Genomic DNA, 26,638 nt, shown 5'->3' on the forward strand with positions numbered 1-26,638 from the left:
CTTGAGCCAGGAATATACAGAAGATAAAGACATCGCCCTCAAAAAACTCAGCAGCGGCCGCCGGCTACTGGAGGCTGTGCTGGTTGTTGTGGGTATTTTTGCGTTTTATTTGATGGTGGCGTTGGTCAGCTTCAGCGCCTCCGATCCGAGCTGGTCGCAGATCGCCTGGCATGGCCCGATACACAATCTGGGCGGCGGGGTAGGGTCGTGGTTTGCCGATACCCTGTTTTTCACCTTCGGCGTGCTGGCCTATGCGCTGCCGCCTATCATGCTGTTTTTCTGCTGGAGCGCTTTCACCCAGCGCGACAGACGTGACTATGTGGATTTATTCGGCCTGTCGCTGCGGCTTATCGGCAGCCTGGCGCTGCTGCTCACCTCCTGCGGCCTGGCCGCGCTTAACGTCGACGATCTCTACTATTTCGCCTCCGGCGGCGTTATCGGTAGCCTGCTGAGCAACGCGATTCTGCTGTGGTTCAACGGTATCGGCGCCACTCTCGCGCTGCTGTGCGTCTGGGCGTCGGGGCTTACCCTGTTCACCGGCTGGTCGTGGCTTACCATCGCCGAAAAAATCGGCGCGGTGGTGCTGGGCTGTCTGACTTTTGTCTCCAACCGCAGCCGGCGCGATGATGAAGAGGATGACGGTGGCCGCCGCTCCCGCGCCGCGCACGATGATGAGGACGATGCGCGCCACCTCGGCGGCGGCGGCGACCCGCTGTTGCGTCCGTACGCGGCGCAGGAAGCAAACCCGGATCCGCTGCTGCGGCCATCGGCCGCGGAGGACGACGGGCCGCGTCTGGGCGACTGGCAACGGGATCTGGATGCACCCCACACCCCTTATGATTTCACCGTAGAGCAGCAAAACAGCGGTGCGCTGGCGGCCAGCGCCGCCGCTGCGGGGCAAAGCGGCGCGCCGCTGACCTTCATGCCGGCTTTTTCCGCCAGCGGCAACGACTACAATCCGCAGGTAAAACAGGGCATCGGGCCGGAACTGCCGCGCCCGAAACCGGTGCGCATCCCGCCGAGACCGGCGTTCGCCTCCCCGGACGAAGCAGCGGCCTGGGATGAGCAGCAACGTCTGGCGGAAGATTTTGCCCAACAGCAGAGGCAGTGCTATCCCGGCGCCGCTCCGGCGAGGCACGACAGTGATCTTGACGACGGCGCCTCGCCGCTATCGACGGCGCCCGGCAATGACCGCGGCCCTGAGTCAGGGTTTGCGTCGGCGGGCGATGATGATCGCGGCCGTGAAGCGGCTGTTGCGCCGGCGGCCGGTATGGATCGCCGCCATGAGGCGGGTTTCGCGGCGCCGGACACGCGGTTTACGCCGTCCCGCCACGATGAACGCGGGCAATCCGCCGCTTATCCGAGCGATGACGATAGCTGGCCGGACGACGATGCTCCCTGGCACGACGATGATGCGCCGCCGCAGGACAACCCCTTCGGCCAGCCCGCGCCGCAGACGCCGGCCATGGACAGCCTGATTCATCCGTTCCTGATGCGTCAGGAGCAGCCGCGGCAAAAACCGTCCACGCCGCTGCCGACCATGGATCTTCTAACGCCGCCGCCGCGCGAGGAAGAGCCGGTGGACATGTTCGCACTTGAGCAGACGGCGCGTCTGGTGGAAGCCCGGCTGGCCGATTATCGCGTCAAGGCGGAAGTCGTGGGCATTTCGCCGGGGCCGGTCATTACCCGTTTCGAGCTGGATCTGGCCCCCGGGGTGAAAGCGGCGCGCATCTCCAATCTGTCGCGCGATCTGGCGCGGTCGCTGTCGGCGATGGCGGTGCGGGTGGTGGAAGTGATCCCCGGTAAACCCTACGTCGGCCTGGAATTGCCCAACAAACGGCGTCAAACGGTCTATCTGCGCGAAGTGCTGGATTGCGAGAAATTCCGCGACACCGCCTCGCCGCTGGCGCTGGTGCTCGGTAAAGACATTGGCGGTCAGCCGGTGATTGCCGATCTGGGCAAAATGCCGCATCTGCTGGTGGCGGGAACCACCGGCTCCGGGAAATCGGTGGGGGTCAATGCTATGATCCTCAGCATCCTGTATAAAGCGACGCCAAAGGAGGTGCACTTTATCATGATCGACCCGAAAATGCTGGAGCTGTCGGTGTATGAAGGCATCCCCCATTTGCTGACCGAAGTGGTTACCGATATGAAGGACGCCGCCAACGCGCTGCGCTGGTGCGTGGGCGAAATGGAACGGCGCTATAAGCTGATGTCGGCCCTCGGGGTGCGCAATCTGGCGGGCTACAATGAGCGTATTGAACAGGCGGACGCCATGGGCAGGTCGGTGCCGGATCCCTTCTGGAAACCGGGCGACGGCATGGCGGAAACGCCGCCGGTGCTGGAGAAGCTGCCCTATATCGTGGTGATGGTGGATGAATTCGCCGATCTGATGATGGCGGTCGGCAAGAAAGTGGAAGAGCTGATTGCCCGCCTGGCGCAGAAGGCGCGTGCCGCCGGTATTCATCTGGTACTGGCGACGCAGCGGCCGTCGGTGGACGTTATCACCGGTCTTATCAAGGCCAACATCCCGACGCGCATTGCCTTTACCGTTTCAAGCAAAATCGATTCCCGCACCATTCTCGACCAGACCGGCGCGGAGTCGCTGCTGGGTATGGGGGATATGCTCTACCTGGCCCCCAACTCCTCGCTGCCGGTGCGCGTCCATGGCGCCTTTGTCCGTGATGAAGAGGTGCATGCGGTGGTCAACGACTGGAAAGCCCGCGGACGGCCGCAATATATCGACAGCATCACCAGCGCCGGCGATGAGGGCGAGGGCGGCAGCCTGGGCGGCGACGAAGAGCTGGATCCGCTGTTCGACCAGGCGGTGGCTTTCGTTATCGACAAACGCCGGACGTCGATTTCCGGCGTGCAGCGCCAGTTCCGCATCGGCTACAACCGCGCCGCGCGCATCGTTGAGCAAATGGAATTGCAGGGCATTGTCAGCTCGCCCGGGCACAACGGCAACCGCGAAGTGTTGTCCCCGCCGTCACAGGAGTAGGTCTCACGCCGGAGCGCGCGTGCAAAGATGCGTAAACCGGGACGTTTCAGAGGATATTCCTATGGCGTCCCGCCCGTCTTCCGATAAAGTTAACGCTGTCGCCGCGCCTCGAAAGGGAGCGCGCGGGTTCACTCTTTCAAGGAATGCCCATAATGAAAAAACGGTTGATGACCGCTTGTCTGTTTACCGCCGTGCTGGCGGCCCCGGCTTTTGCCGACGATGCCGACGCGTTGCAAAGCCGCCTGAATCAGATTAATAGCTTCCACGCCAGCTTTACCCAGCGGGTGACCGGCGCCGAAGGCGGCGCGGTCCAGGAGGGTGAAGGGGAACTGTGGGTGAAACGGCCGAATCTGTTCAATTGGCATATGACCGCGCCGGATGAAAGCGTGCTGGTCTCCGACGGCAAAACCCTGTGGTTCTATAATCCTTTCGTTGAACAAGCGACCGCCAACTGGCTGAAAAACGCCACCGGCAACACGCCGTTCATGCTGATAACCCGCAACAGCGCCGCCGATTGGCGTCAGTACAACGTGAAGCAGCAGGGCGACAGCTTTTCGCTGGTGCCGAAGTCCGATAACGGTAATCTGAAACAGTTTACGATTAAAGTGACCGCCAACGGCACTATCGAAGGTTTCACCGCCGTGGAGCAGGATGGCCAGCGCAGTGCTTATGAGCTGAAAAGCCAAAAGAACGGCCCGGTGGAGGAGGCCAAATTCCACTTTACGCTGCCAAAAGGCGTGACGCTGGACGACCAGCGCCAGTGAGGTAACTATGGGTAACCTGTCCCTGGACTTTTCCCAAAACGCATTCCAACCGCTGGCGGCGCGCATGCGCCCGTCGACGCTTGAGGAGTATATCGGTCAGAGCCATCTGCTGGCGGCGGACAAACCGCTGCAGCGGGCGATCAAAAACGGCCAGCTCCATTCGATGATTTTATGGGGACCGCCGGGGACCGGCAAAACGACCCTGGCGGAACTTATTGCCCGCTATGGCCAGGCCGACGTGGAGCGCCTGTCGGCGGTGACCTCCGGTATCAAGGAGATCCGCGAGGCCATCGAACGGGCGCGGTGCAATCGCGATGCCGGGCGACGCACCATCCTGTTTGTCGATGAGGTGCATCGTTTTAATAAAGGCCAGCAGGACGCCTTTTTGCCGCATATCGAAGAGGGCACCATCACCTTCATCGGCGCTACCACCGAAAACCCCTCCTTTGAGCTGAATTCGGCGCTGCTTTCCCGCGCCAAGGTCTATCTGCTGAAAGGCCTGACGGCCGACGACATCGGCCTGGTTCTCGATCAGGCCATGCAGGACAACCAGTGCGGCTACGGCGGCCAGAATATTGTGCTGCAACCGGAAACCCGCCGCCTGCTGGCGGCGTGGGTGAACGGCGACGCGCGTCGGGCGCTCAACAGCCTGGAGATGATGGCGGACATGGCGGAAACCGACGCCGAGGGCCAACGGGTGCTCACGCCCGCGCTGTTAAACGAGATAGCCGGCGAGCGCAACACGCGCTTTGATAACAAAGGAGATCGCTATTACGACCTGATATCGGCGCTGCATAAATCGGTGCGCGGATATCCGCCCCCGATGCGGCGCTGTATTGGTACGCGCGGATAATCACCGCCGGCGGCGATCCGCTGTATGTCGCGCGCCGTCTGCTGGCTATCGCCTCGGAAGATGTGGGCAACGCCGATCCGCGCGCCATGCAGGTCGCCATCGCCGCCTGGGACTGTTTTACCCGCGTGGGGCCCGCGGAGGGGGAGCGGGCCATCGCCCAGGCGATTGTTTATCTGGCCTGCGCGCCGAAAAGTAATGCGGTCTACACCGCTTTCAAAGCGGCGATGCGCGATGCGCGCGAAAAGGCGGATTACGATGTGCCGGAGCATCTGCGCAATGCCCCGACCCGGTTGATGAAGGAGATGGGGCTGGGGGCCGAATACCGCTACGCTCACGATGAACCCAACACCTACGCCGTCGGCGAGGACTATTTTCCGCCCGAAATGGCGCATACCCGTTACTATCAGCCCAGCTCACGCGGGCTGGAGGGCAAAATCGCTGAAAAGCTCGCCTGGCTGGGCGCGCTGGATCAAAATAGCCCGACAAAACGCTACCGATAACCCCACCGTTGCGGTAAGGTTAGCAGTGCTGAATCCATGACGCGGCCCCGCCCTGGGCGCCGCGCGGCCATAGACTTACATCGTCAACGTACATCAGATAATCATAATCACAGGACTAGCATGCTCGATCTCAATCTACTGCGTAACGAGCTCGACGCAGTCGCCGAAAAATTGGCTCGCAGGAAATTCAAACTGGATGTGGCGACCTTGCGCCAGCAGGAGGAGCGCCGTAAAGTGCTCCAGGTGGAAACCGAAAATCTGCAGGCTGAACGCAATGCCCGCTCCAAGGCCATCAGCGCCGCTAAATCGCGCGGGGAAGATATTGAGCCACTGCGCCAGGAGGTCAATCAGCTGGGTGAGCGTTTGAGCGCCGCGAAGACGGAACTGGACGCCCTGCAGGGTGCGATCCGCGATTACGCGCTGTCGCTGCCCAATATCCCCGCCGACGAGGTGCCCGACGGCCGTGATGAAAATGACAATCGGGAAGTGTCGCGCTGGGGCGAACCGCGCCAGTACGATTTCCCCATCCGCGACCACGTGGAGCTGGGTGAAATGGCGGGCGGGCTCGATTTTGCCGCGGCGGTGAAGCTGACCGGCGCGCGCTTTGTGGTGATGCGCGGCCAAATCGCCCGCCTGCACCGGGCGCTGGCGCAGTTCATGTTGGACCTGCACACCGAGCAGCACGGCTATCTGGAGCACTATCTGCCCTATCTGGTAAATCACGCCTCGCTGTACGGCACTGGCCAACTGCCGAAGTTTGCCGAGGATTTGTTTCATACCCAGCCGCTCAGCGAAGAAGCGGAAACCAGCGCCTATGCGCTGATCCCGACCGCGGAAGTGCCGCTGACCAACCTGATGCGCGACGAGATCATCGAGGAAGACGCGCTACCGCTGAAAATGACCGCCCATACGCCGTGCTTCCGCTCCGAGGCCGGCTCTTACGGACGCGATACCCGCGGGCTTATCCGTATGCATCAGTTCGACAAAGTGGAAATGGTGCAGGTGGTCAAACCGGCGCAGTCGATGCAAGCGCTGGAAGAGATGACCGGCCATGCCGAAAAGGTGCTGCAATTGCTGCAACTGCCGTACCGCAAAGTGCTGCTGTGTACCGGCGATATGGGTTTCGCGTCCTGTAAAACCTACGATTTGGAAGTCTGGCTGCCGGCGCAGAATACCTACCGCGAAATCTCCTCGTGCTCCAACATCGGGGACTTCCAGGCGCGCCGTATGCAGGCGCGTTACCGCAGCCGGACCGACAAAAAGCCGCAGCTGGTGCATACGCTGAACGGCTCTGGCTTGGCGGTTGGCCGCACGCTGGTGGCGGTTCTGGAAAACCATCAACTGTCCGACGGCCGCATTGAAATACCGGCGGTGCTACGGCCCTACATGAACGGGCTGACCCATATCGGTTAAGGGTCCGACGATCGCAACGCGCCCGCCGAGGCGCGTTTTTTTTGCGCACCATCAGGCCTGTTTCCTGTTGTTGCGCAAAAAATGCGGCGACAGATTTTGGCCGATTGACTTTTTATGCCGTAGTGGCATGATGCGCGCAATCTCTTCTCTGAGGCTGCGTTTCCCATACCATGTCCGCCTATTCTCGCCCGGTGCTCTTACTGCTCGCGGGCCTCTTGTTATTGACGATTTCCATTGCCGGGCTGAACACGCTGGTGCCGCTCTGGCTCAGCCACGCCTCGCTGCCCACCTGGCAGGTCGGCCTGGTCAGTTCGTCCTATTTTACCGGTAATCTGGCAGGTACCTTGCTCGCTGGGGTGCTGATTAAACGGTTCGGCTTCACCCACAGTTATCATATGGCCTGTTTGCTGTTCGCGCTGGCCACCGCGGCGTTGGTGCTGGCGGATGGGTTCCCTAGCTGGTTGCTGCTGCGGTTCCTGGCCGGCGTTGCCTGCGCGCTGATTTGGGTGGTGGTGGAAAGCGCGCTGATGCGCAGCGGTACCGTTCATACCCGCGGCCAGCTGCTGGCGGCCTATATGATGATTTATTATTTGGGCACCGTCGTTGGGCAGTTGCTGCTAAGCGGCGTCGCCACCGCGTTGACGGCGGTACTGCCGTGGGCGGTCAGCCTGATGGTGAGCGCGATGCTCCCCTTGTGGTTCGCCCCACTGGCGCCTCCCAGCGCGAGTGCGCCGCGGGTCGCGCTCTGGCCGATGCTGTTGCGCCGTAACGCCAGGCTGGGCGTCAACGGCTGTATCATTTCGGGCATCGTGCTCGGCTCGCTGTACGGCCTGATGCCACTTTATCTGTCCCATCTCGGCCTGAGCGATGGCCACGTCGGCTATTGGATGGCGCTGCTGGTCAGCGCCGGTATCCTTGGCCAATGGCCGGTCGGGCGCCTGGCGGACCGCTACGGTCGTCTGATGGTGCTGCGGGTGCTGGTGTTTATGGTTATCCTCGGCAGTCTGGCGATGCTGAGTCATGCCGCGATGGCGCCGGCGCTGTTTGTGCTTGGCTGCTCCGGTTTTACCCTTTATCCGGTGGCGATGTCCTGGGCCTGCGAAAAGGTCAGCCCGGATGAACTGGTCGCCATGAACCCGGCGCTATTGCTCAGCTATACCCTCGGCAGCCTGTTCGGTCCGTCGATGACCGCCATGCTGATGCAGCGTTATTCGGATCATCTGCTGTTTGTCATGATTGCGGCGGTGGCGCTGGTGTACCTGGTGATGCTGCTGCGCAAATCGGATCGCCACCATACGCCGGTGGCCACCGCCTGAGATCAACGCCGGCTGAGGCACATCCTGCCGATGACTTAGCCGGCGTGAGCGCGTCTGCTCCCGGCGCCGGCATGCTTTTGCCCCGCGTACCGATTCGCCGCCGACGCGCTTTTCTCGCGTTAGAAACGGCCAGGCCTGCCGCCCCCGAGTCCGCTCTGGCGCCGGCTGGCTTACGCCGCGGAGGCGGTCCTGCCGTCGGCTTTTGCAGCCAGTGCGGTCTGACTCACCGTTGCGCGGTTGAGGGGGGCGGCACCGCGTCCTGGTACTAAACGTTTTCCGCCAGCGTTTGCGGCAGCGCGCTCGGTTGCATTTGCGCCTGCTCGTCATCATCGTGACGCATGAAGCGCCAGCAGCGGGTGTGATAACGCGCGACGCTATTGCGATGCGCCACGCTGACCAGCGTAATGTGCGGCAAGGTGTCAATCAGCAGACGATACATAAGCTGCTCATTCTCATCATCCAGCGCGCTGGTCGCTTTATCTAGAAACAAAATCTCCGGCTTTATCAGAAGGGCGCGGGCGAACGCCAGCCGCTGCTGTTCACCGGGCGAAAGCCAGTGGCTCCAATTGGCCTCGTGATTGAGGCGCGGCAGCAGATGTTTGAGGCGACACTGTACTAACACCTCATGCATTTGCGCTTCGGTAAAGTAATCCGGGTATCGGGGTAGCACAGCGCGCCTTTCAGTGTGCCGATGGGAATATAACTGCGCTGCGGTAAAAACAGCAGCTTACGATCCTCTTGCAGAGAAATGCCGCCGCTGCCATAGTGCCAAATGCCGGCTATGGCCCGCAGCAGCGTGGATTTACCACAGCCGGACGGCCCGGCCACCAGCACCCGCTCGCCGGGAGCAATGGACGCGGTGACCGGCGCAAAAAGGGCGCGGCCGTCGGGAACGTTGAGCGTTAACGCCCGCAAAGATAGCGCCTGAAGCGGGTCTCGCGCACGTTCGATAGGCGTATTTTGACTGCTATGGCGGTCTACCGTGGCGTTAAAACCCGCCAAACGGTTGATACAGGCTTTCCAATTAGCCAATTGGGTAAAGGCATCGATAAACCAGGACAGCGAGCCCTGAATCTGGCCGAAGGCGGAGTTAATCTGCATCAGCGTACCGAGCTGGATAGCGCCGGAGAAGTAGCGCGGGGCGGCCACCAGGATGGGAAAGATAATGGCAAACTGCCCATAAAAGTTGCTGGCGACGTTCAGCCGGCGACCGACACGCATGATGGACCACCAGTTATCCTTGATCGACGCGAAGCGGTCGTCCAGTTGTTTAGCCTCGCGCGGTTCACCTTGATAAAGCGCAATGGCATCGTTGTTTTCGCGAATGCGGATCAGCCCGAAACGGAAATTTGCCTCAAACTTCTCCTGCATAAAGCCCAAACTCACCAGAGGGCGGCCCACTTTCCAAATGATAAGGGAACCGACGCCGGCGTACAAAATGGCAAACCAGACCATATAGCCCGGAATGGTCACGTAATGGCCGCTGAACACAAAACTCAGCGGGCCGCTTACCGACCAAAGAATTGAAATAAAGGTGACGAAAGTGACCACACTGGACAGCAGGCCAAGGGTCAGCGAAAGGGTGCCGTTGGTCAAGGCGTTCAAGTCTTCGGCGATACGCTGATCGGGGTTATCCACCGTTTGCTGCTGTTCCGTATGATAGTAAACGTGATGAGACAACCATTTTTCCATGTACTGCCGGGTCATCCAGCGGCGCCAGTGCATCTGCAACCCTTGGGTGAGATAGATCTTATAGATGGAAAGCAGGATATACAGCAGCGCCAGCCAGGTGAATTTGAACAGTTGGCTTTTAAACACCGGGAAGTTTTTCGTTTGCAGCGCGTCATAAAACACCCGGTTCCATTGGTTGAATAACACGCTTAAATAAACGATAGCCAAAGACAGAATGATAATACGGCCAACAGGCCCCAGGCTCGCCATTTTTCTTCTGAACGTCAATACGGCGCAATTAGCCGCCAAATGTCCCGCCAGCGGGCTGCTTTAATGTAGTTTGCTTTCATAACCTCTAATCACATTTATTGTTCAAACAAATACGATATGACATTATACATTATGTATTGTTCATAAATTTGCAGGATTAGTAAGTAAACATGTAATACACCGGGGTTGGCGAAACGCCAGAGCGCGTCACGGGGGGGAGACAGGTCGCGGCCCGCCCACGGCGGGCTGTCGCTCGGCGCGCTCGCCTTAGTACATCACCTTGTGGCCATAGCCCGCCAAAATATCGCACACGCGATTCATGGTTTCGGTAGTGGGCGGTTTAACGCCTTCCAGCTTGTACTCCTCGCCCATGGCGATCCATTTATGTTTGCCCAGTTCGTGGTAAGGCAGCAGCTCGATTTTCTCGATATTGCTCATATGCTGGGTAAACTCGCCGAGCATATGGACCGATTTATCGTCGTCCGACCAGCCCGGCACCACCACATAACGCAGCCAGGTACGCTTGTTGATCTTGGCCAGATAGCGGGCGAAATCCAGGGGACGGTGATTGGACACCCCGACCAGATTCTGGTGGATATCGTCATTCATCTCTTTGATATCCAGTATCACCAAATCGGTGACCTCCAGCAGTTCGTCAATCACAGGATCGTAGCGACGAACAAAACCGTTGGTATCCAGACAGGTGTTGATGCCCTCGGCATGGCAGGCGCGGAACCAGTCGTGCACGAACTCCGCCTGCAAAATCGCTTCGCCGCCGGACGCGGTAGCGCCGCCGCCGGACGCGTTCATGAAATAGCGATAGGTGATCACCTCGCGCATTATCTCCTCAACGGTGATCTCCCGCCCGCCGTGGGTATCCCAGGTATCGCGATTGTGGCAATACAGACAGTGCATCAGGCAGCCTTGGAAAAAAATGATAAAACGAATGCCGGGGCCATCGACGGTACCGCAGGATTCAAAGGAATGGATACGACCAGTAACAGACATGGCAGGGAGTTCTCCATTGATAATGGAATAATAAATTTTGGCTGAAAGCCTGCTTACGGTAAGTATAGCCGTCAGACAAAACGCGCTGTTCCATTGGGCGCGCCGCGCCGAGTAAAAAGGCCCCACTTTCGTGGAGCCTTTATTTTACGCCCTTTAAGACGGTGTGGGAAATTACATTGATTCAGTGAAGGTACGGGTGATGACGTCCTTCTGCTGTTCTTTGGTCAGCGAGTTGAAGCGTACCGCATAACCGGACACGCGAATGGTCAGGTTCGGGTAATCTTCCGGATATTCCATGGCTTTCACCAGCATTTCCCGGTTCATCACGTTGACGTTCAGATGCTGACCGCCTTCAACGCCGGCTTCATGATGGAAATAACCATCCATCAGATCCGCCAGGTTGGCCTTACGTACGTCGTCGTCTTTACCCAGCGCTTTCGGCACGATGGAGAAGGTGTAGGAAATCCCGTCCTTCGCATAGGCGAACGGCAGTTTTGCCACCGAGGTCAGCGAGGCGACGGCGCCTTTCTGGTCACGGCCGTGCATCGGGTTGGCACCCGGTCCAAACGGCGCGCCGGCGCGACGGCCGTCCGGGGTATTACCGGTTTTCTTACCATACACCACGTTGGAGGTAATGGTCAGAATCGACTGGGTCGGGACGGCGCCGCGGTAGGTGGTCAGCTTCTGGATTTTCTTCATGAAGCGTTCAACCAGGTTGCAGGCGATGTCGTCGACGCGCGGGTCGTTATTACCAAACTGCGGGTATTCGCCTTCAATGTTGAAGTCGATAGCCAGGCCGTCTTCGTCGCGGATAGGGGTGACTTTGGCATATTTAATAGCGGACAGCGAGTCGGCGGCGATGGACAGACCTGCGATGCCGCAGGCCATGGTGCGTTAGACATCACGGTCGTGCAGCGCCATCAGCGAGACTTCGTAGCTGTATTTGTCATGCATGTAATGGATGATATTCAGCGCGGTGACATACTGTTTGGCCAACCAGTCCATGAAATGGTCGGTACGTTCCAGCACGCGATCATAATCCAGTACTTCGTCCACCAGCGGTTCCCATTTCGGACCGACCTGCATTTTCAGTTTTTCATCCACGCCGCCATTGATAGCGTACAGCATGGTTTTCGCCAGGTTGGCGCGAGCGCCGAAGAACTGCATTTGTTTGCCGACCACCATCGGACTGACGCAGCAGGCGATAGCGTAGTCGTCGTTGTTGAAGTCCTGACGCATCAGGTCATCGTTTTCATACTGCACGGACGAGGTGTCGATGGACACTTTCGCGGTGAACTTCTTGAAGTTCATCGGCAGTTTTTCCGACCACAGGATGGTCATATTCGGTTCCGGTGACGGCCCCATGGTGTAGAGGGTGTTCAGGAAACGGAAGCTGTTTTTGGTTACCAGGGTACGGCCATCGACGCCCATACCGCCGAGGGATTCGGTTGCCCAGATCGGGTCGCCCGAGAACAGTTCGTCGTATTCCAGTGTACGCAGGAAGCGCACCATACGCAGTTTCATGACCAGATGGTCGATGAGTTCCTGAGCCTGGTCTTCGGTCAATTTGCCGGCCTTCAGATCGCGTTCGATGAACACGTCCAGGAAGGTGGACACGCGGCCGAAGGACATGAGGGCGCCGTTTTGGGATTTCACGGCGGCCAGATAACCGAAGTAGGTCCACTGCACGGCTTCCTGCGCGGTGGTGGCCGGTCCGGCGATATCGCAGCCGTATTTGGCGGCCATCTCTTTAATCTGAGCCAGTGCGCGGTGCTGGTCGGCGATTTCTTCGCGCAGGCGGATGGTCTGTTCCAGATCTTCGCCGTTTTCCAGTTTGGTTTGCAGCGACTGGAACTGGGCGAATTTATCTTTCATCAGATAGTCGATACCGTACAGGGCAACACGACGGTAATCGCCGATGATGCGGCCACGGCCGTAAGCGTCGGGCAGACCGGTCAGCACGCCCGCTTTACGATAGCGCAGGATGTCGGGGGTGTAAACATCGAAAACGCCCTGGTTATGGGTTTTACGGTAGTCGGTGAAGATTTTCTTCAGGCCCGGATCCAGCTCGCGATCGTACGCTTTGCAGGAGCTTTCCACCATTTTGATGCCGCCGAACGGAATGATGGCGCGTTTAAGCGGCGCATCGGTTTGCAGGCCGACGATCTTTTCCAGTTTTTTATTGATATAGCCGGCGTCATGGGAGGTAATGGTGGTGGCGACATCGGTATCAAAATCGACCGGCGCATGAGTGCGGTTCTCGATTTTGATCCCTTCCATCACTTTTTCCCACAGCGACGTCGTGGCGGCGCTGGCGCCCGCCAGGAAAGCTTCGTCGCCTTCATAGGGAGTGTAGTTTTTTTGGATGAAGTCACGCACGTTGACTTCTTTCTGCCAGTCGCCTGCGGCAAAACCTTCCCAGGCCGTGGACAGTTTGTTATTCAGATCGGTCATTATACACCTACCTTCTAATGTGGATTTCGACAATCCGGCTTTGGCGGCACAACTTAGTGCTGGTTGTCACCGTGCAGATAAATTACCTAATACGTTAACCCTACCAGTAAACCACCGCCGATAATGTTGCCGATCGTAACCGGAATCAGATTGTCGGTGATGAAATTGGCGACCGTCAGGTTGGAGAACTGCTCCGGCGCCGTCCCAATGGCCTGCCAGAACGCTGGCGGGGCAAAATTCTTGATAACGATCCCCGTCGGAATCATAAACATGTTGGCGATGCTATGCTCAAACCCGCTAGCGACAAACATCGTGACCGGCATAATCATGGCGAACATTTTATCGAACATGCTGCGACCGGAATAACTGGTCCAGACCGCCAGGCAAACCATCAAGTTTGCGAGAATACCGAGGCAGACCGCCTCAACAAAGGTGTGATGCATTTTATGATCGGCGGTCTGCAATACGTTCAGACCCCAGGCGCCGTTGGCGACCATATGCTGACCCGCAAACCAGATGAGGGCCACAAATAGACAGTGCGCCTATCAGGTTGCCGATATAAACATTGATCCAGTTACGCACCAGCTGCGCCCAACTAATACGGCCGCTAGCCCGGGCCACGACAATCAGTACCGACGAGGGGCTTTGTTGAATAAATCGAACTTTTAGGTGACTGGCGGCTCTGATCACTACATTCGTTTCAACATCAGGTCCCCATGGCAAAGCAAAAGTTTAAAATTACCAACTGGCCCGCATATAACAATGCGCTCAGGCAGCGGGGGGACCTGACAGTATGGCTTGATGAGTCAGCCATTGCTGCATGGACTGAGAGTACACCACCTGAACATCGTGGCCGGCCGCTTCACTACACCGATATGGCCATTACCACGGTTCTGATGATAAAGCGCGTGTTTAACCTTTCGCTCCGGGCGTTACAGGGTTTCGTTGACTCGATTTTTAAACTGATGGGGCTGTCGCTGCGCTGCTCAGATTACTCTCTGGTCAGCCGGCGAGCAAAAACCGTCGACATCAGCATAAAAACGCCAACCCGCGGCGAAATCTCACACCTGGTCATCGATGGCACCGGCCTGAAAGTCTTCGGCGAAGGCGAATGGAAAGTCAGGCAGCATGGGGCTGAGAGGCGCAGAGTATGGCGCAAGCTTCATCTGGCAAGTAGATAGCGTGACACATGAAATTATCTGTGCCGATTTATCGCTAAGCGGTACGACAGATGCGCAGGCGCTGCTCGGGCTGATTAACCAAACCCACCGGAAAATCAGGGAAGCGTCGGCTGACAGTGCTTACGATACGCGTTACTGTCATGATGCTCTGCTGAGGAAAAAAATAAAGCCGCTTATCCCACCGCGAAGTGGTGCGCAATATTGGCCAGCTCGATACCATGAGCGTAACCATGCGGTGGCAAATCAGCATCTGAGCGGCAATAACGATACCTGGAAAAAGAAAGTAGGTTATCACCGGTGTTCACTGGCTGAAACGGCCATGTTCCGGTTTAAAACACTTCTGGGTGGTCATCTGAGTCAGCATGACGCTTTGTTGAATAAATCCTTAATTTTTGACGACTTCCTCCCTATCAGGGCGATTGTTACATGATGCGGACGCTGTTTGGCATTCCTAACAACGTGATCCGGTTAAGCGCTTTGACCATTGCCATAGCCTCACCTACCTGCGCGTCATAGTCATGCAGACTCAGATGACCACCCAGAAGTGTTTTAAACCGGAACATGGCCGTTTCAGCCAGTGAACACCGGTGATAACCTACTTTCTTTTTCCAGAGCCTGTTTAGAAATTTGTGTATTTGCCTGATTTTGATATGTTCAATCCAACATCAAAAACAGGTTAATTTATGGACGAAAAACAGTTGCAGGCTCTGGCTAACGAACTGGCCAAAAATCTCAAAACCCCTGAAGATCTCAGTCACTTCGATCGGCTGCTGAAAAAAATCAGCGTCGAAGCAGCTCTCAATGCCGAAATGACCCATCACCTCGGCTACGATAAAAATCAGCCTAAACCGGGGACCAACGCCCGCAACGGCTATTCCACAAAAACCGTTACCACTGGCGATGGCCCGCTGGCGCTGCGTACTCCGCGCGATCGTGACGGTTCCTTTGAACCGCAACTGGTGAAGAAGAACCAGACCCGGATTACCGGGATGGATAACCAGATTTTATCGTTGTACGCCAAAGGGATGACCACCCGCGAGATCGCCGCCGCGTTCAAAGAGCTGTATGACGCCGATGTCTCGCCGGCGCTGGTCTCAAAGGTCACCGATGCGGTCATGGAGCAGGTTGTCGAATGGCAAAACCGGCCTCTGGATGCAGTCTATCCCATTGTTTATCTTGACTGTATCGTTCTAAAAGTCCGGCAGGACAGCCGCATCATCAACAAATCTGTGTTCCTGGCGCTGGGCATCAACATCGAAGGCCAGAAAGAGTTGCTAGGTATGTGGCTGGCCGAAAATGAAGGCGCAAAGTTCTGGCTGAACGTGCTGACAGAGCTGAAAAACCGCGGCCTGAACGATATCCTTATCGCCTGCGTAGACGGGCTGAAAGGTTTCCCTGACGCTATTAACGCGGTGTATCCGGAGGCGCGGCTCCAGCTGTGTATCGTACATATGGTGCGCAACAGCCTGCGGTTCGTCTCCTGGAAGGACTACAAGGCCGTCACCCGCGACCTGAAAGCTATCTATCAGGCCCCTACGGAAGAAGCCGGCTTGCAGGCGCTGGAAGCGTTCTCCAGTGCCTGGGACATCCGCTACCCGCAAATAAGTCGAAGCTGGCAGGCAAACTGGGCCAATCTGGCCACGTTCTTTGCCTACCCAACGGACATCCGCAAGGTGATCTACACGACCAACGCCATCGAGTCGTTAAACAGCGTGATCCGGCATGCCATCAAAAAGCGCAAGGTGTTCCCGACCGACGACGCAGTGAAAAAGGTGGTGTGGCTGGCGATACAGGCGGCCTCACAGAAATGGACAATGCCTTTGAGGGACTGGCGCATGGCAATGAGCCGCTTTATTATCGAGTTCGGTGACCGCCTGGACGGTCACTTCTGAGAAAAGGCATTTACACAGAATCGTGTACAGGGTCTTTTTCCAGGTATCGTTATTGCCGCTCAGATGCTGATTTGCCACCGCATGGTTACGCTCATGGTATCGAGCTGGCCAATATTGCGCACCACTTCGCGGTGGGATAAGCGGCTTTATTTTTTTCCCCAGCAGAGCATCATGACAGTAACGCGTATCGTAAGCACTGTCAGCCGACGCTTCCCTGATTTTCCGGTGGGTTTGGTTAATCAGCCCGGGCAGCGCCTGCGCATCTGTCGTACCGCTTAGCGATAAATCGGCACAGATAATTTCATGTGTCGCGCTATCTACTTGCCAGATGAAGCTTGCGCCATACTCTGCGCCTCTCAGCCCCATGCTGCCTGACTTTCCATGCGCCTTCGCCGAAGATTTTCAGGCCGGTGCCATCGATGACCAGGTGTGAGATTTCGCCGCGGGTTGGCGTTTTTATGCTGATGTCGACGGTTTTTGCTCGCCGGCTGACCAGAGAGTAATCTGGGCAGCGCAGCAACAGCCCCATCAGTTTAAAAATCGCGTCAACGAAACCCTGTAACGCCCGGAGCGAAAGGTTAAACACGCGCTTTATCATCAGAACCGTGGTAATGGCCATATCGGTGTAGTGAAGCGGCCGGCCACGATGTTCAGGTTGTGTACTCTCAGTCCATGCAGCAATGGCTGACTCATCAAGCCATACTGTCATGTCCCCCCGCGGCCTGAGCGCATTGTTGTATGCGGGCCAGTTGGTGATTTTAAACTTTTGCTTTGCCATGGGGACCTGATGTTGAAACGAATGTAGTGATCAGAGCCGCCAGTCACCTAAAAGTTCGATTTATTCAACAAAGCCCCTGTCACCTATAAAAGTGTCGCGTGGCTTAAGTCAACTCAGCGCACGAAAACTGGCGGCGAGCGTCTGGGCGCCGTACATGCGGGCGAAGGCGTGCTGGTAGGATGCCGCCGCGCGCCCGCCCTCGTTTTTCAATTGCAGCAGCGTATGCAGGCAGCGGTAATAATTATCCCGCTCCGCGCTGAACACCGACGCGTTGAAATCCCGTGTCCATTCGGTCCACAGCAGCGCCTGTACATGGTCGCCGCCGGCCAGCGCCAGCATGGCTTTCAATTCACCCACCCGCAGGGTAAACCAGCCATTATCCCTGCCGGTGGCGAGACCCAGGAGTTCCCGCACCCGGGCGAAATCGTCCAGACCCAGCGCGTCAATCTGCTCGATAAGCGCCAGATAGCACGCCTGGGGCCACCGGCTGGCGGGCAGTTGGCAAAGGGTGGCGCGCAGATCGATGGCCATGGCATTGTTGGCCAGCAACAAATCTTCCGCCGGATAAATGTCAGACATACCCGGAACCAGGATACGGCAGGCATAAACCCCCAGATGCTGATAATCGGCGATATAAACCTCGGTTCCGCGCGCTTGGAATATCCCCATTAACGTGGCGAACTCTTCTGCGGTGGTGCCGCTGAAATCCCAGTCCGCGAAGGCATAATCCGCCTCCTGCTTAAACATATCCCAAGAAATCAGGCCGCTGGAGTCGATAAAATGGGTTTCCAAATTGGTCTGTTCGGCGACCTCTTCATTATCGAACGTCGGCGGCGTGAAGACGTCGAGATCTTTCAGGCCGCGCCCCTGCAGCAGCTCAGTTACCGTGCGCTCCAGCGCCACACCGAAATCCGGATGGGCGCCAAACGAGGCGAAACAGGTACCGTTGGCGGGGTTGAACAACACGACGCAGATAACGGGAAATTGCCCGCCCAGCGAGGCATCGAAGGCAAAAATGGGAAACCCCTCGTCCTCAAGGGTGGCGATGGCTTCCACTACGCCGGGATAGCGCGCCAGAATCGGCTGCGGAATGGCCGGTAAACTGATAGCCTCCGCGATGATGCGGTTTTTGACGTAGCGCTCAAACACCTCAGACAGCGCCTGCACCCGGGCTTCGCTGGCGGTATTGCCCGCCGACATGCCGTTGGAAACATACAGGTTACCGACAATGTTCATCGGAATGTAGACCGTGGCGCCGTCGGACTGGCGGCTGAAAGGCAGTGCGCAAATCCCGCGTTCGGTATGGCTGGACTGCAAATCCACCAGATCGCGCCCGGTCAATTCCTGGTCCGGATTGTAAAAGGCGCGCAGATGATCGTCCAGGATGCCGTCCGGCAGCCCGCCGTCGGTCGGAAGCGCGAACCAGCGCTCGTTGGGATAATGCACAAACTCGCCGCCGGCGACCGTAGCGCCAAGATAAAAATCGGCGAAAAAATAGTTGGTGGAGAGGCGTTCAAAATACTCGCCCAGCGCCGCTTTTCGGGTCGTCCCCTTGCCGTTGGTAAAGCATAGCGGGCAGTCGCGATCGCGGATATGCACCGACAAGATATGGGGCACGGGATTAAGCCAGGAGGCTTCTTCGATAGTGAAGCCAAGTGCGCCTGAAAGCGGGCAATGGAGTCTTCCAGCGCCGCATCTTTGCCTGGAATAAAGGTCTGTGTCATCAGGGTCACTTATTATCAACGGAAACCGCCATAATACGGTGTTTTCTCCCCCGGCTCCATGTATTCTCTTAAGCATTAAGCATTAAGCATTAAGCATTAAGCATTAAGCATTAAGCATTAAGCATTAGGCGTTGCGGCCGGCCGTGGGCGGTGTTACAACCATGGTAGGTTATTTTGCGGTATTACTGGCAAATCGTGGTGAGGGAAAATGAATCAGGTGTTTAATTTTAGCTCTGGCCCGGCAATGCTGCCGGCGGAAGTGTTGCGCAAGGCGGAGCAGGAATTGTGTAATTGGCATGGCCTGGGCACATCGGTCATGGAAATCAGCCATCGTAGTAAAGAATTTCTCGAAGTGGCGCAATCCTCAGAACAAGACCTGCGCGAGCTGCTGGCGATCCCCGACAATTATAATGTTCTGTTTTGCCACGGCGGCGCGCGCGCGCAATTCGCCGCGGTGCCGATGAATCTGCTGGGGGATGCCGCCAGCGCCGATTATATTGATGGCGGCTATTGGGCGCACAGCGCGATAAAAGAAGCGCAAAAATATTGCGACCCGCGGGTGATTGATGTCACCACCGAAATAGACGGCCTGCGTGCGATTAAACCGATGCGCGACTGGGCCTTATCCGCTGACGGCGCCTATGTCCATTATTGCCCGAATGAAACCATTGATGGCCTGGCCATTGATGAATTGCCGGATTTCGGCGATCGGGTGGTGGTGGCGGACTTCTCCTCCACGCTCTTGTCGCACCCGCTGGACGTCAGCCGCTTTGGCGTAATCTACGCCGGCGCGCAGAAAAACATCGGGCCGGCCGGGCTGACGCTGGTCATCGTGCGCGAGGATCTGCTGGGCCGCGCGAGCAAAGCGTTGCCGTCCATTCTTGATTACAGCGTGCTGGCCGAAAACGATTCCATGTTCAATACGCCGCCGACCTTCGCCTGGTATCTCTCGGGGCTGGTGTTCAAATGGCTGAAAGCGCAGGGCGGGCTGGCGGAAATGGATAAACGCAATCAGGCCAAGGCGTCCTTGCTGTACCGCACCATCGACGAGAGCGATTTTTATCGTAATACCGTCGCGCCGGCCAACCGTTCGCGCATGAATGTGCCGTTCCAATTGGCGGACAGTTATCTGGACGCGCTGTTCTTGCAGGAGGCCCAGGCCGCCGGCCTGCATGCCCTGAAGGGACACCGGGTGGTGGGCGGCATGCGCGCATCGCTGTACAATGCCATGCCGCTGGCAGGCGTGCAGGCGCTGGTGGACTTTATGCTGGGGTTTGCCCGCCGCCACGGGTAACGTTCGCCGCCGCGCCGTGGGCAGCACGCGGCGGTGTGGCCGCTTTGCCGAGCCGGGTTGCCCGTTGCCCACGCTGTAGTCCGATGCCCGTTGACCATTGGCCGTAGACCGTAAAGCGTAGACCACTGACCGTTAACCTTAGACCGCGCCGTTGCGCGGTGTGTCGGTCTGTCAGCCGAACGGCGTTGGCTGTTGCCGGTGCGTTGTGTTCCGCTTGCGTTGCCTGGGGCCTCGATTTGTCGCCGGGCGGGGTGCGCGTTACCCGCGTAGTCCTGGTTTGCCGCCATCGTTGCGGCGTTGCTGCAAAGTATTTTCCTTATAAGGGCGAAGCCGGCCTCGGGTCGGCCGCTACCGAATCATCCTGGCGCCGAGGGGCTGCCGGCGCCAGGCGTTATTGTTTGCTGGAGAACGTGTTACACATGCAGGATTCCCTGACCTTAAATCCCATCGCGCGCGTCGATGGCACCCTCAATTTGCCGGGTTCCAAAAGCGTTTCCAATCGCGCCCTGTTGCTGGCGGCACAGGCCATCGGCACCACACGCCTGACCAACCTGCTCGACAGCGACGATGTCCGCCATATGCTGACGGCCCTGGGCCAGCTCGGCGTCAATTACCGCCTGTCGGCGGACCGCCGCAGCTGTGAAATTGACGGCCTCGGCGGCCCGCTGCGCGCGGATGATGCGCTGACGCTGTTTCTCGGCAACGCCGGCACCGCCATGCGCCCGCTGACCGCCGCGCTGTGCCTACAGGCGCAGGATGTGACGCTGACCGGCGAGCCGCGCATGAAAGAGCGGCCGATTGGCCATCTAGTGGACGCGCTGCGCCAGGGCGGGGCGCAAATTGATTATCTCGAACAAGAGCATTATCCGCCGCTGCGTTTACGCGGCGGCTATCAAGGCGGCGATATCACCGTCGACGGCAGCGTCTCCAGCCAGTTTCTCACCGCGCTATTGATGATGGCGCCGCTGGCGCCGCAGGACAGCCGCATCCGCATCAAGGGTGAACTGGTGTCCCGACCCTATATCGATATCACCCTGGCGTTAATGAAAAGCTTCGGAATTACGGTGCGCCACGATAATTACCAGGTGTTTTACCTCACCGGCAACGGCGTCTACCGTTCGCCGGGGGATTATCTGGTGGAAGGGGATGCCTCCAGCGCGTCCTATTTTCTGGCGGCGGCGGCGATCCGCGGCGGCATCGTGCGGGTCACCGGCATCGGCCGCCACAGCGTGCAGGGCGATATCCGCTTCGCCGATGTGCTGGGGAGCATGGGTGCCACCCTTCGCTGGGGCGACGACTACATCGAATGCAGCCGCGCTACGCTGCACGCTATTGATATGGACATGAATCACATCCCCGACGCGGCGATGACCATCGCCACCACCGCGCTGTTCGCCAGCGGCGGCACTACCACGTTACGCAATATCGCCAATTGGCGCGTCAAAGAGACCGACCGGCTGACGGCGATGGCCACCGAGCTGCGCAAAGTGGGCGCCACCGTCACCGAAGGGGAGGATTATCTGTCCATCACGCCGCCCACCAAACTGACCGCCGCCCGCATCGGTACCTATAACGACCACCGCATGGCGATGTGTTTCGCGCTGGTGGCGCTGTCCGATACGCCGGTGACGATTCTCGATCCGCAATGTACCCACAAGACCTTCCCGGACTTTTTTGCCCGACTGGCGGCGTTAAGCACGCCGGCCTCATCGCATTCGGCGATATGATAACGGGTAAAAGTAACGTTTACGCGTAATGAAGGGTATAATGACGCCTAATGAAGCCTAAGGGATCCCTTAGGCTTTCTTACCCGTTGCGCTTAAAGGAGAAGACAATGACGGTTATAGCTCCGGTAATCACCATCGATGGACCGAGCAGTGCAGGGAAGGGGACGCTCTGCAAAGCGTTGGCGGAAGCGTTACAATGGCATTTACTGGATTCCGGCGCGATCTACCGGGTGTTGGCGCTGGCGGCCCTGCATCACCAGGTAGCCATCGACAGCGAGGAGGCGTTGGTGCCGCTCGCCGCTCATCTCGATGTCCGCTTCGAGGTTGAACAGGGTCAGTTGACAGTGGTGCTGGAGGGGGAAGACGTCAGCCAAGCCATTCGCAACGAGACCGTCGGCAATACCGCGTCGCAAATCGCCACGTTTCCGCGCGTGCGTGAAGCGCTGCTGCGGCGTCAGCGCGCATTTCGCGCCGCGCCGGGCCTCATCGCCGATGGCCGCGACATGGGAACCGTGGTATTTCCCGATGCGCCGGTAAAAATCTTTCTGGACGCGTCGTCGGAAGAAAGGGCGCACCGCCGCATGCGGCAGTTGCAGGAAAAGGGCTTTAGTGTTAGCTTTGAACACCTTTTATCCGAGATAAAAGAACGTGACGATCGCGATCGCAATCGCACGGTGGCGCCATTGGTGCCGGCGGCTGACGCGCTGGTGCTTGACTCCACCCGCCTGACTATCGATGAAGTGATAGCCAAAGCGCTGGCGCGCGCCAGGCAAATTCTGGCGCTATCGTAACGATATCGTCATTAAATTACCCCGCAGCGAGGAAAGGCAGCGGGGCGTGTATAACAACCCCATCAGGCAGGATGCCGGATGGACGTTAATCAAAAAATCTGAAGATTATCAAATATGACAGAATCTTTTGCTCAACTCTTTGAAGAATCCCTGAAAGAAATCGAAACCCGCCCGGGTTCCATCGTTCGCGGTACCGTTGTGTCCATCGCGAAAGGCGTGGTTCTGGTTGACGCCGGCCTGAAATCCGAATCTGCCATTCCTGTCGAGCAGTTCCGCAACGCCCAGGGCGAGCTGGAAATCGAAGTGGGCGATCAGGTTGACGTCGCTCTGGATGCAGTCGAAGACGGTTTCGGCGAAACGCTGCTGTCCCGTGAAAAAGCCAAGCGCCACGAAGCCTGGCTGATGCTGGAAAAAGCATACGAAGAAGCGGCCACCGTGATCGGCGTTATCAACGGGAAAGTCAAAGGCGGTTTCACCGTAGAACTGAACGGTATCCGTGCGTTCCTGCCGGGTTCTCTGGTCGACGTGCGTCCGGTTCGTGACACTCTGCATCTGGAAGGCAAAGAGCTTGAGTTTAAAGTGATCAAGCTGGATCAGAAACGCAACAACGTGGTGGTTTCCCGTCGTGCCGTTATTGAATCCGAAAACAGCGCCGAGCGCGATCAGCTGCTGGAAAACCTGCAGGAAGGCATGGAAGTCAAGGGTATCGTCAAGAACCTGACCGACTACGGCGCCTTCGTTGATCTGGGCGGCGTTGACGGCCTGCTGCACATTACCGATATGGCCTGGAAGCGCGTGAAGCATCCGAGCGAAATCGTGAATGTTGGCGACGAAATCACCGTTAAAGTACTGAAATTCGATCGTGAGCGTACCCGTGTCTCCCTGGGCCTGAAACAGCTGGGCGAAGATCCGTGGGTCGCTATCGCGAAACGCTACCCGGAAGGCACCCGCCTGACCGGCCGCGTGACCAACCTGACCGACTACGGCTGCTTCGTTGAAATCGAAGAAGGCGTTGAAGGCTTGGTGCACGTTTCCGAAATGGACTGGACCAACAAGAACATTCATCCGTCCAAAGTGGTTAACGTGGGCGACGTGGTGGAAGTTATGGTGCTGGACATCGACGAAGAGCGTCGTCGTATCTCCCTGGGCCTGAAGCAGTGCAAAGCCAATCCGTGGCAGCAGTTTGCTGAAACCCATAACAAGGGCGACCGCGTTGAAGGCAAAATCAAGTCGATCACCGACTTCGGTATCTTCATCGGCCTGGACGGCGGCATCGACGGCCTGGTTCATCTGTCCGACATATCTTGGAACGTGGCCGGCGAAGAAGCCGTGCGCGAATACAAGAAGGGTGACGAAATCGCGGCCGTGGTTCTGCAGGTTGATGCAGAGCGCGAGCGTATCTCCCTGGGCGTGAAGCAACTGGCTGAAGATCCGTTCAATAACTATTTGTCTTTGAACAAGAAAGGAGCTATTGTTACCGGTAAAGTCATAGCAGTTGACGCAAAAGGTGCTACAGTTGAATTAGCGGGTGGAGTGGAAGGTTATCTGCGCGCCTCTGAAGCTTCGCGCGACCGCGTGGAAAACGCTACGCTGGTCCTGAACATCGGCGACGATGTGGAAGCCAAATTCACCGGCGTCGATCGCAAAAATCGCGTTGTCAGCCTGTCCGTTTGTGCCAAGGACGAGGCGGACGAGAAAGAAGCTATCAGCACCGTGAACAACAACCAGGAAGAAGGCAACTTCTCCAACGCAATGGCTGAAGCCTTTAAAGCGGCGACCAAAGGCGAGTAATAATAACAAGGGAGCGGAGGCGACTCTGCTCCTGGACGGTAATTAAGTTGTTATGCTGCTCTTGAAGAGAGCCGCGTAAACTTGGAGGAATTATGACCAAGTCTGAGCTTATTGAAAGACTAGCTGGCCAGCACGCTCATATCCAGGCAAAAGTGGTTGAGGATGCAGTGAAAGAGATGCTTGAGCATATGGCGACGACGCTCGCCAGCGGCGAGCGCATCGAAATCCGCGGTTTCGGCAGTTTTTCTCTCCACTACCGTGCCCCGCGCGTCGGCCGCAATCCGAAAACCGGTGATAAAGTGGAGCTGGAAGGCAAATATGTTCCGCATTTTAAACCCGGTAAAGAGTTGCGCGATCGCGCCAACATCTACGGCTAACAGCCGTGGCCCGGCGCCAATGTTATTGCAAACCTGAAAAGCCCCCCCTAGCGGCGGCTTTGCCATTACCATCCGCGCTGGCGTCGCCGGCTGCGCGCGGCTCTGCTGTGGCTGCCGCTGGCGGGCCCCCTGTTGCGCCACCACGCGCTTCATCAGCTGTTCCAGACGCTGTCGATGTGCCACAGCGCTGGATCGGGCGCTCGCGGTGGCGGCTCGCGCCGTGGGGCATCCCCGCTATCGTCAGGCGCTGCTACGCTGTCGGCTGTCGGCACGACCTGCGTCGCGGCAAGGCATTGCATCAGGCGCCGGATGCGCTGTTTCCGGCGCACTGCCGCTGGCTCATTCGCAGCGGCGAGCTTACCGGCACGCTGGATGAGATCCTGGCGCAGTGTCACGGCGAGCAGGCGCGGCAAAAGGCCGAACAGCTGGCGCAACTGGCCGAGCCCGCGCTGCTGCTGACGGGTGCCATGGTGTGCGGACTGGCGGTAATACTTTATGTACCGCTGCTGCAGTTGGGGGGGAAGTTTTTAGCCAATTTTAAGCGCGGGACAGCCGCGGCGGCCGCGCTCGGCGGCGAGCTAAGAGATGCAGGTCAAGCACGCTTTTGCCGCATTTCCCCGCGTGAGCTCGGCGGCGCCAACATGGCTGAGGTAAACGGCAGCTGGGGCGCCAACGCCACATCCAGGTGCGCAAGGGCCGCCACGGCCGCGTTCGCCGACGCCGGGCTTGCGGCACCCGGACGCACGCCGATGCGGCAGCGCCCGGCGCGGGTTACAGCTGGGTGAAGATCCGATTTTCCTGCTCGGCGACACGGATGAAAGTGGTGCGTTTGGTCAACTCCTTCAAGCGCGACGCCCCAACATAGGTACAGGCGGAGCGCAGACCGCCGAGAATATCACGAATGGCATATTCCACCGGGCCACGCAACGGCAGCCTGACGGTTTTGCCCTCGGCGGCGCGGTAATCGGCCACTCCGCCAACATGCCGCTTCATTGCCGACTCGGAGCTCATGCCGTAAAACAGCATAAAGCGCTCGCCGTTCTCCTCCACGATGGTGCCTTCGCACTCGTCATGCCCAGCCAGCATACCGCCAAGCATCACGAAATCTGCACCGCCGCCGAACGCCTTGGCCACATCGCCTGGTACCGCGCAGCCGCCATCGCTCACTATTTGGCCGCTTAGCCCGTGGGCGGCGTCGGCACACTCGATTACCACCGACAGTTGAGGATAGCCGACGCCGGTTTTGACCCGGGTGGTGCACACCGAGCCAGGACCAATACCGACTTTGACGATATCGGCGCCGGAGAGAATGAGCTCTTCCACCATTTCCCCCGTGACCACATTGCCGGCGCAGATCACTTTATCCGGGCAGGCTTCGCGAGCTTTTTGAACAAAGGTCACAAAATGTTCCGAATAGCCATTGGCGACATCAATGCAGATAAAATTCAGCTGCAGCGACAGCGCCAGGATCTGCTTTATTTTCTCGAAGTCGGCCGCGGAGGTGCCGGTGGAAACCATCACATGACGGAGTACCAATTCCGGCGCGCGCGCCACAAATTCGCGCCACTGATCCACGCTATAATGCTTATGCACCGCGGTCAGCACGTCGAAGGCGGCCAGCGCCTCTGCCATGTGAAAAGTGCCGACGGTATCCATGTTCGCGGCGATAACCGGCACGCCGGACCAGTGAAGGCCAGGATGTTTGAAGGTAAAGTCGCGTTGCAGTTCAACATCGGAGCGGCTTTTCAGCGTGGAGCGTTTCGGCCGGATAAGCACATCTTTGAAACCTAACTTCACATCTTCTTCTATACGCATAGGGTTTTCCTGGTAAAA

General features: G+C 58.0%; 13 protein-coding genes and 8 pseudogenes. 13 read left to right on the forward strand and 8 right to left on the reverse strand.

The genetic code is table 11. The annotated features are described in order from the left end of the window. Position 1 precedes the first annotated feature (1 nt). The 5 genes and pseudogenes from SOPEG_RS10865 to SOPEG_RS10885 all read left to right on the forward strand — a co-directional run bounded on the left by SOPEG_RS10865 (position 2) and on the right by SOPEG_RS10885 (position 7,847). Positions 2 to 3,001 (forward strand): DNA translocase FtsK 4TM domain-containing protein, encoded by a 3,000-nt coding sequence (locus SOPEG_RS10865; protein ID WP_025245353.1) that lies wholly within the window; start codon positions 2 to 4, stop codon positions 2,999 to 3,001. Positions 3,002 to 3,153: 152 nt separating this feature from the next. Beyond that, a complete protein-coding gene (lolA, locus tag SOPEG_RS10870) occupies positions 3,154 to 3,765 on the forward strand; it encodes an outer membrane lipoprotein periplasmic chaperone LolA (RefSeq protein ID WP_025245354.1) in 612 nt (203 codons plus the stop codon). A gap of 7 nt (positions 3,766 to 3,772) precedes the next feature. Then, a pseudogene (locus SOPEG_RS10875) lies at positions 3,773 to 5,118 on the forward strand (replication-associated recombination protein A). 120 nt (positions 5,119 to 5,238) lie between these two features. Further along, positions 5,239 to 6,531 carry a serine--tRNA ligase gene (gene serS, locus SOPEG_RS10880; RefSeq protein ID WP_025245355.1) on the forward strand — a complete coding sequence of 431 codons (1,293 nt, stop codon included), beginning with the start codon at positions 5,239 to 5,241 and terminating at the stop codon, positions 6,529 to 6,531. A 170-nt stretch (positions 6,532 to 6,701) separates the two neighbouring features. Beyond that, positions 6,702 to 7,847: an MFS transporter gene (locus tag SOPEG_RS10885; protein ID WP_025245356.1), complete on the forward strand. Its 1,146-nt coding sequence runs from the start codon at positions 6,702 to 6,704 to the stop codon at positions 7,845 to 7,847. A gap of 265 nt (positions 7,848 to 8,112) precedes the next feature. Here the strand turns inward: SOPEG_RS10885 and SOPEG_RS10890 are convergent. The 4 genes and pseudogenes from SOPEG_RS10890 to focA form a co-directional block, all read right to left on the reverse strand. Further along, a pseudogene (locus tag SOPEG_RS10890) lies at positions 8,113 to 9,868 on the reverse strand (ABC transporter ATP-binding protein/permease). A 187-nt stretch (positions 9,869 to 10,055) separates the two neighbouring features. Next, positions 10,056 to 10,796 carry a pyruvate formate lyase 1-activating protein gene (pflA, locus tag SOPEG_RS10895; protein ID WP_025245357.1) on the reverse strand — a complete coding sequence of 247 codons (741 nt, stop codon included), beginning with the start codon at positions 10,794 to 10,796 and terminating at the stop codon, positions 10,056 to 10,058. Between the two features lie 171 nt (positions 10,797 to 10,967). Then, positions 10,968 to 13,250: pseudogene (gene pflB / locus SOPEG_RS10900) on the reverse strand (formate C-acetyltransferase). 86 nt (positions 13,251 to 13,336) lie between these two features. Then, a pseudogene (gene focA / locus SOPEG_RS10905) lies at positions 13,337 to 13,889 on the reverse strand (formate transporter FocA); the annotation flags it as partial. Between the two features lie 77 nt (positions 13,890 to 13,966). Here focA and SOPEG_RS26285 point away from each other — a divergent pair. Beyond that, positions 13,967 to 14,861 (forward strand): annotated as a pseudogene (locus SOPEG_RS26285) (IS5 family transposase). On the opposite strand, the pseudogene SOPEG_RS27445 reads toward SOPEG_RS26285, so the two are convergent. Next, positions 14,854 to 15,051 (reverse strand): annotated as a pseudogene (locus SOPEG_RS27445) (IS5/IS1182 family transposase); the annotation flags it as partial. The pseudogenes SOPEG_RS26285 and SOPEG_RS27445 overlap by 8 nt on opposite strands. Before the next feature lie 63 nt (positions 15,052 to 15,114). On the opposite strand from SOPEG_RS27445, the gene SOPEG_RS10920 reads away from it, so the two are divergent. Then, positions 15,115 to 16,323, forward strand: a complete 1,209-nt coding sequence (locus tag SOPEG_RS10920; RefSeq protein ID WP_025244030.1) for an IS256-like element ISSoEn2 family transposase — start codon at positions 15,115 to 15,117, stop codon at positions 16,321 to 16,323. Positions 16,324 to 16,356: 33 nt separating this feature from the next. On the opposite strand, the pseudogene SOPEG_RS24640 reads toward SOPEG_RS10920, so the two are convergent. After that, a pseudogene (locus tag SOPEG_RS24640) lies at positions 16,357 to 17,101 on the reverse strand (IS5 family transposase); the annotation flags it as partial. Between the two features lie 111 nt (positions 17,102 to 17,212). Beyond that, positions 17,213 to 18,825 (reverse strand): annotated as a pseudogene (ycaO, locus tag SOPEG_RS10930) (30S ribosomal protein S12 methylthiotransferase accessory factor YcaO); the annotation flags it as partial. A gap of 208 nt (positions 18,826 to 19,033) precedes the next feature. Between ycaO and serC the strand changes: the two are divergent. From serC to SOPEG_RS22880, 6 genes are all read left to right on the forward strand, one after another. Next, complete coding sequence (gene serC, locus SOPEG_RS10935; protein WP_025245360.1) at positions 19,034 to 20,119, forward strand: 3-phosphoserine/phosphohydroxythreonine transaminase; 1,086 nt, start codon at positions 19,034 to 19,036, stop codon at positions 20,117 to 20,119. Between the two features lie 419 nt (positions 20,120 to 20,538). Further along, positions 20,539 to 21,846, forward strand: coding sequence for a 3-phosphoshikimate 1-carboxyvinyltransferase (aroA, locus tag SOPEG_RS10940; RefSeq protein ID WP_025245361.1), 1,308 nt, complete (start codon positions 20,539 to 20,541; stop codon positions 21,844 to 21,846). Positions 21,847 to 21,953: 107 nt separating this feature from the next. Further along, positions 21,954 to 22,637, forward strand: coding sequence for a (d)CMP kinase (gene cmk, locus SOPEG_RS10945; RefSeq protein WP_025245362.1), 684 nt, complete (start codon positions 21,954 to 21,956; stop codon positions 22,635 to 22,637). Between the two features lie 114 nt (positions 22,638 to 22,751). Next, the gene (gene rpsA, locus SOPEG_RS10950; RefSeq protein ID WP_025245363.1) at positions 22,752 to 24,428 is read left to right on the forward strand and encodes a 30S ribosomal protein S1; all 1,677 of its coding nucleotides are present in this window, start codon (positions 22,752 to 22,754) and stop codon (positions 24,426 to 24,428) included. A 92-nt stretch (positions 24,429 to 24,520) separates the two neighbouring features. Further along, positions 24,521 to 24,805, forward strand: coding sequence for an integration host factor subunit beta (gene ihfB / locus SOPEG_RS10955; protein ID WP_025245364.1), 285 nt, complete (start codon positions 24,521 to 24,523; stop codon positions 24,803 to 24,805). A 176-nt stretch (positions 24,806 to 24,981) separates the two neighbouring features. Then, positions 24,982 to 25,590, forward strand: coding sequence for a type II secretion system F family protein (locus tag SOPEG_RS22880; RefSeq protein ID WP_025245365.1), 609 nt, complete (start codon positions 24,982 to 24,984; stop codon positions 25,588 to 25,590). On the opposite strand, the gene SOPEG_RS10965 is transcribed toward SOPEG_RS22880, so the two are convergent. Continuing rightward, on the reverse strand, positions 25,577 to 26,620 hold the full coding sequence (locus SOPEG_RS10965; RefSeq protein ID WP_025245366.1) for a GMP reductase: 1,044 nt from the start codon (positions 26,618 to 26,620) through the stop codon (positions 25,577 to 25,579). The two genes, SOPEG_RS22880 and SOPEG_RS10965, sit on opposite strands and share 14 nt — an antisense overlap. Positions 26,621 to 26,638 lie beyond the last annotated feature (18 nt).

Source organism: Candidatus Sodalis pierantonius str. SOPE, assembly GCF_000517405.1.
In the GTDB taxonomy this organism is placed as follows: Bacteria; Pseudomonadota; Gammaproteobacteria; order Enterobacterales; family Enterobacteriaceae; genus Sodalis_C; species Sodalis_C pierantonii.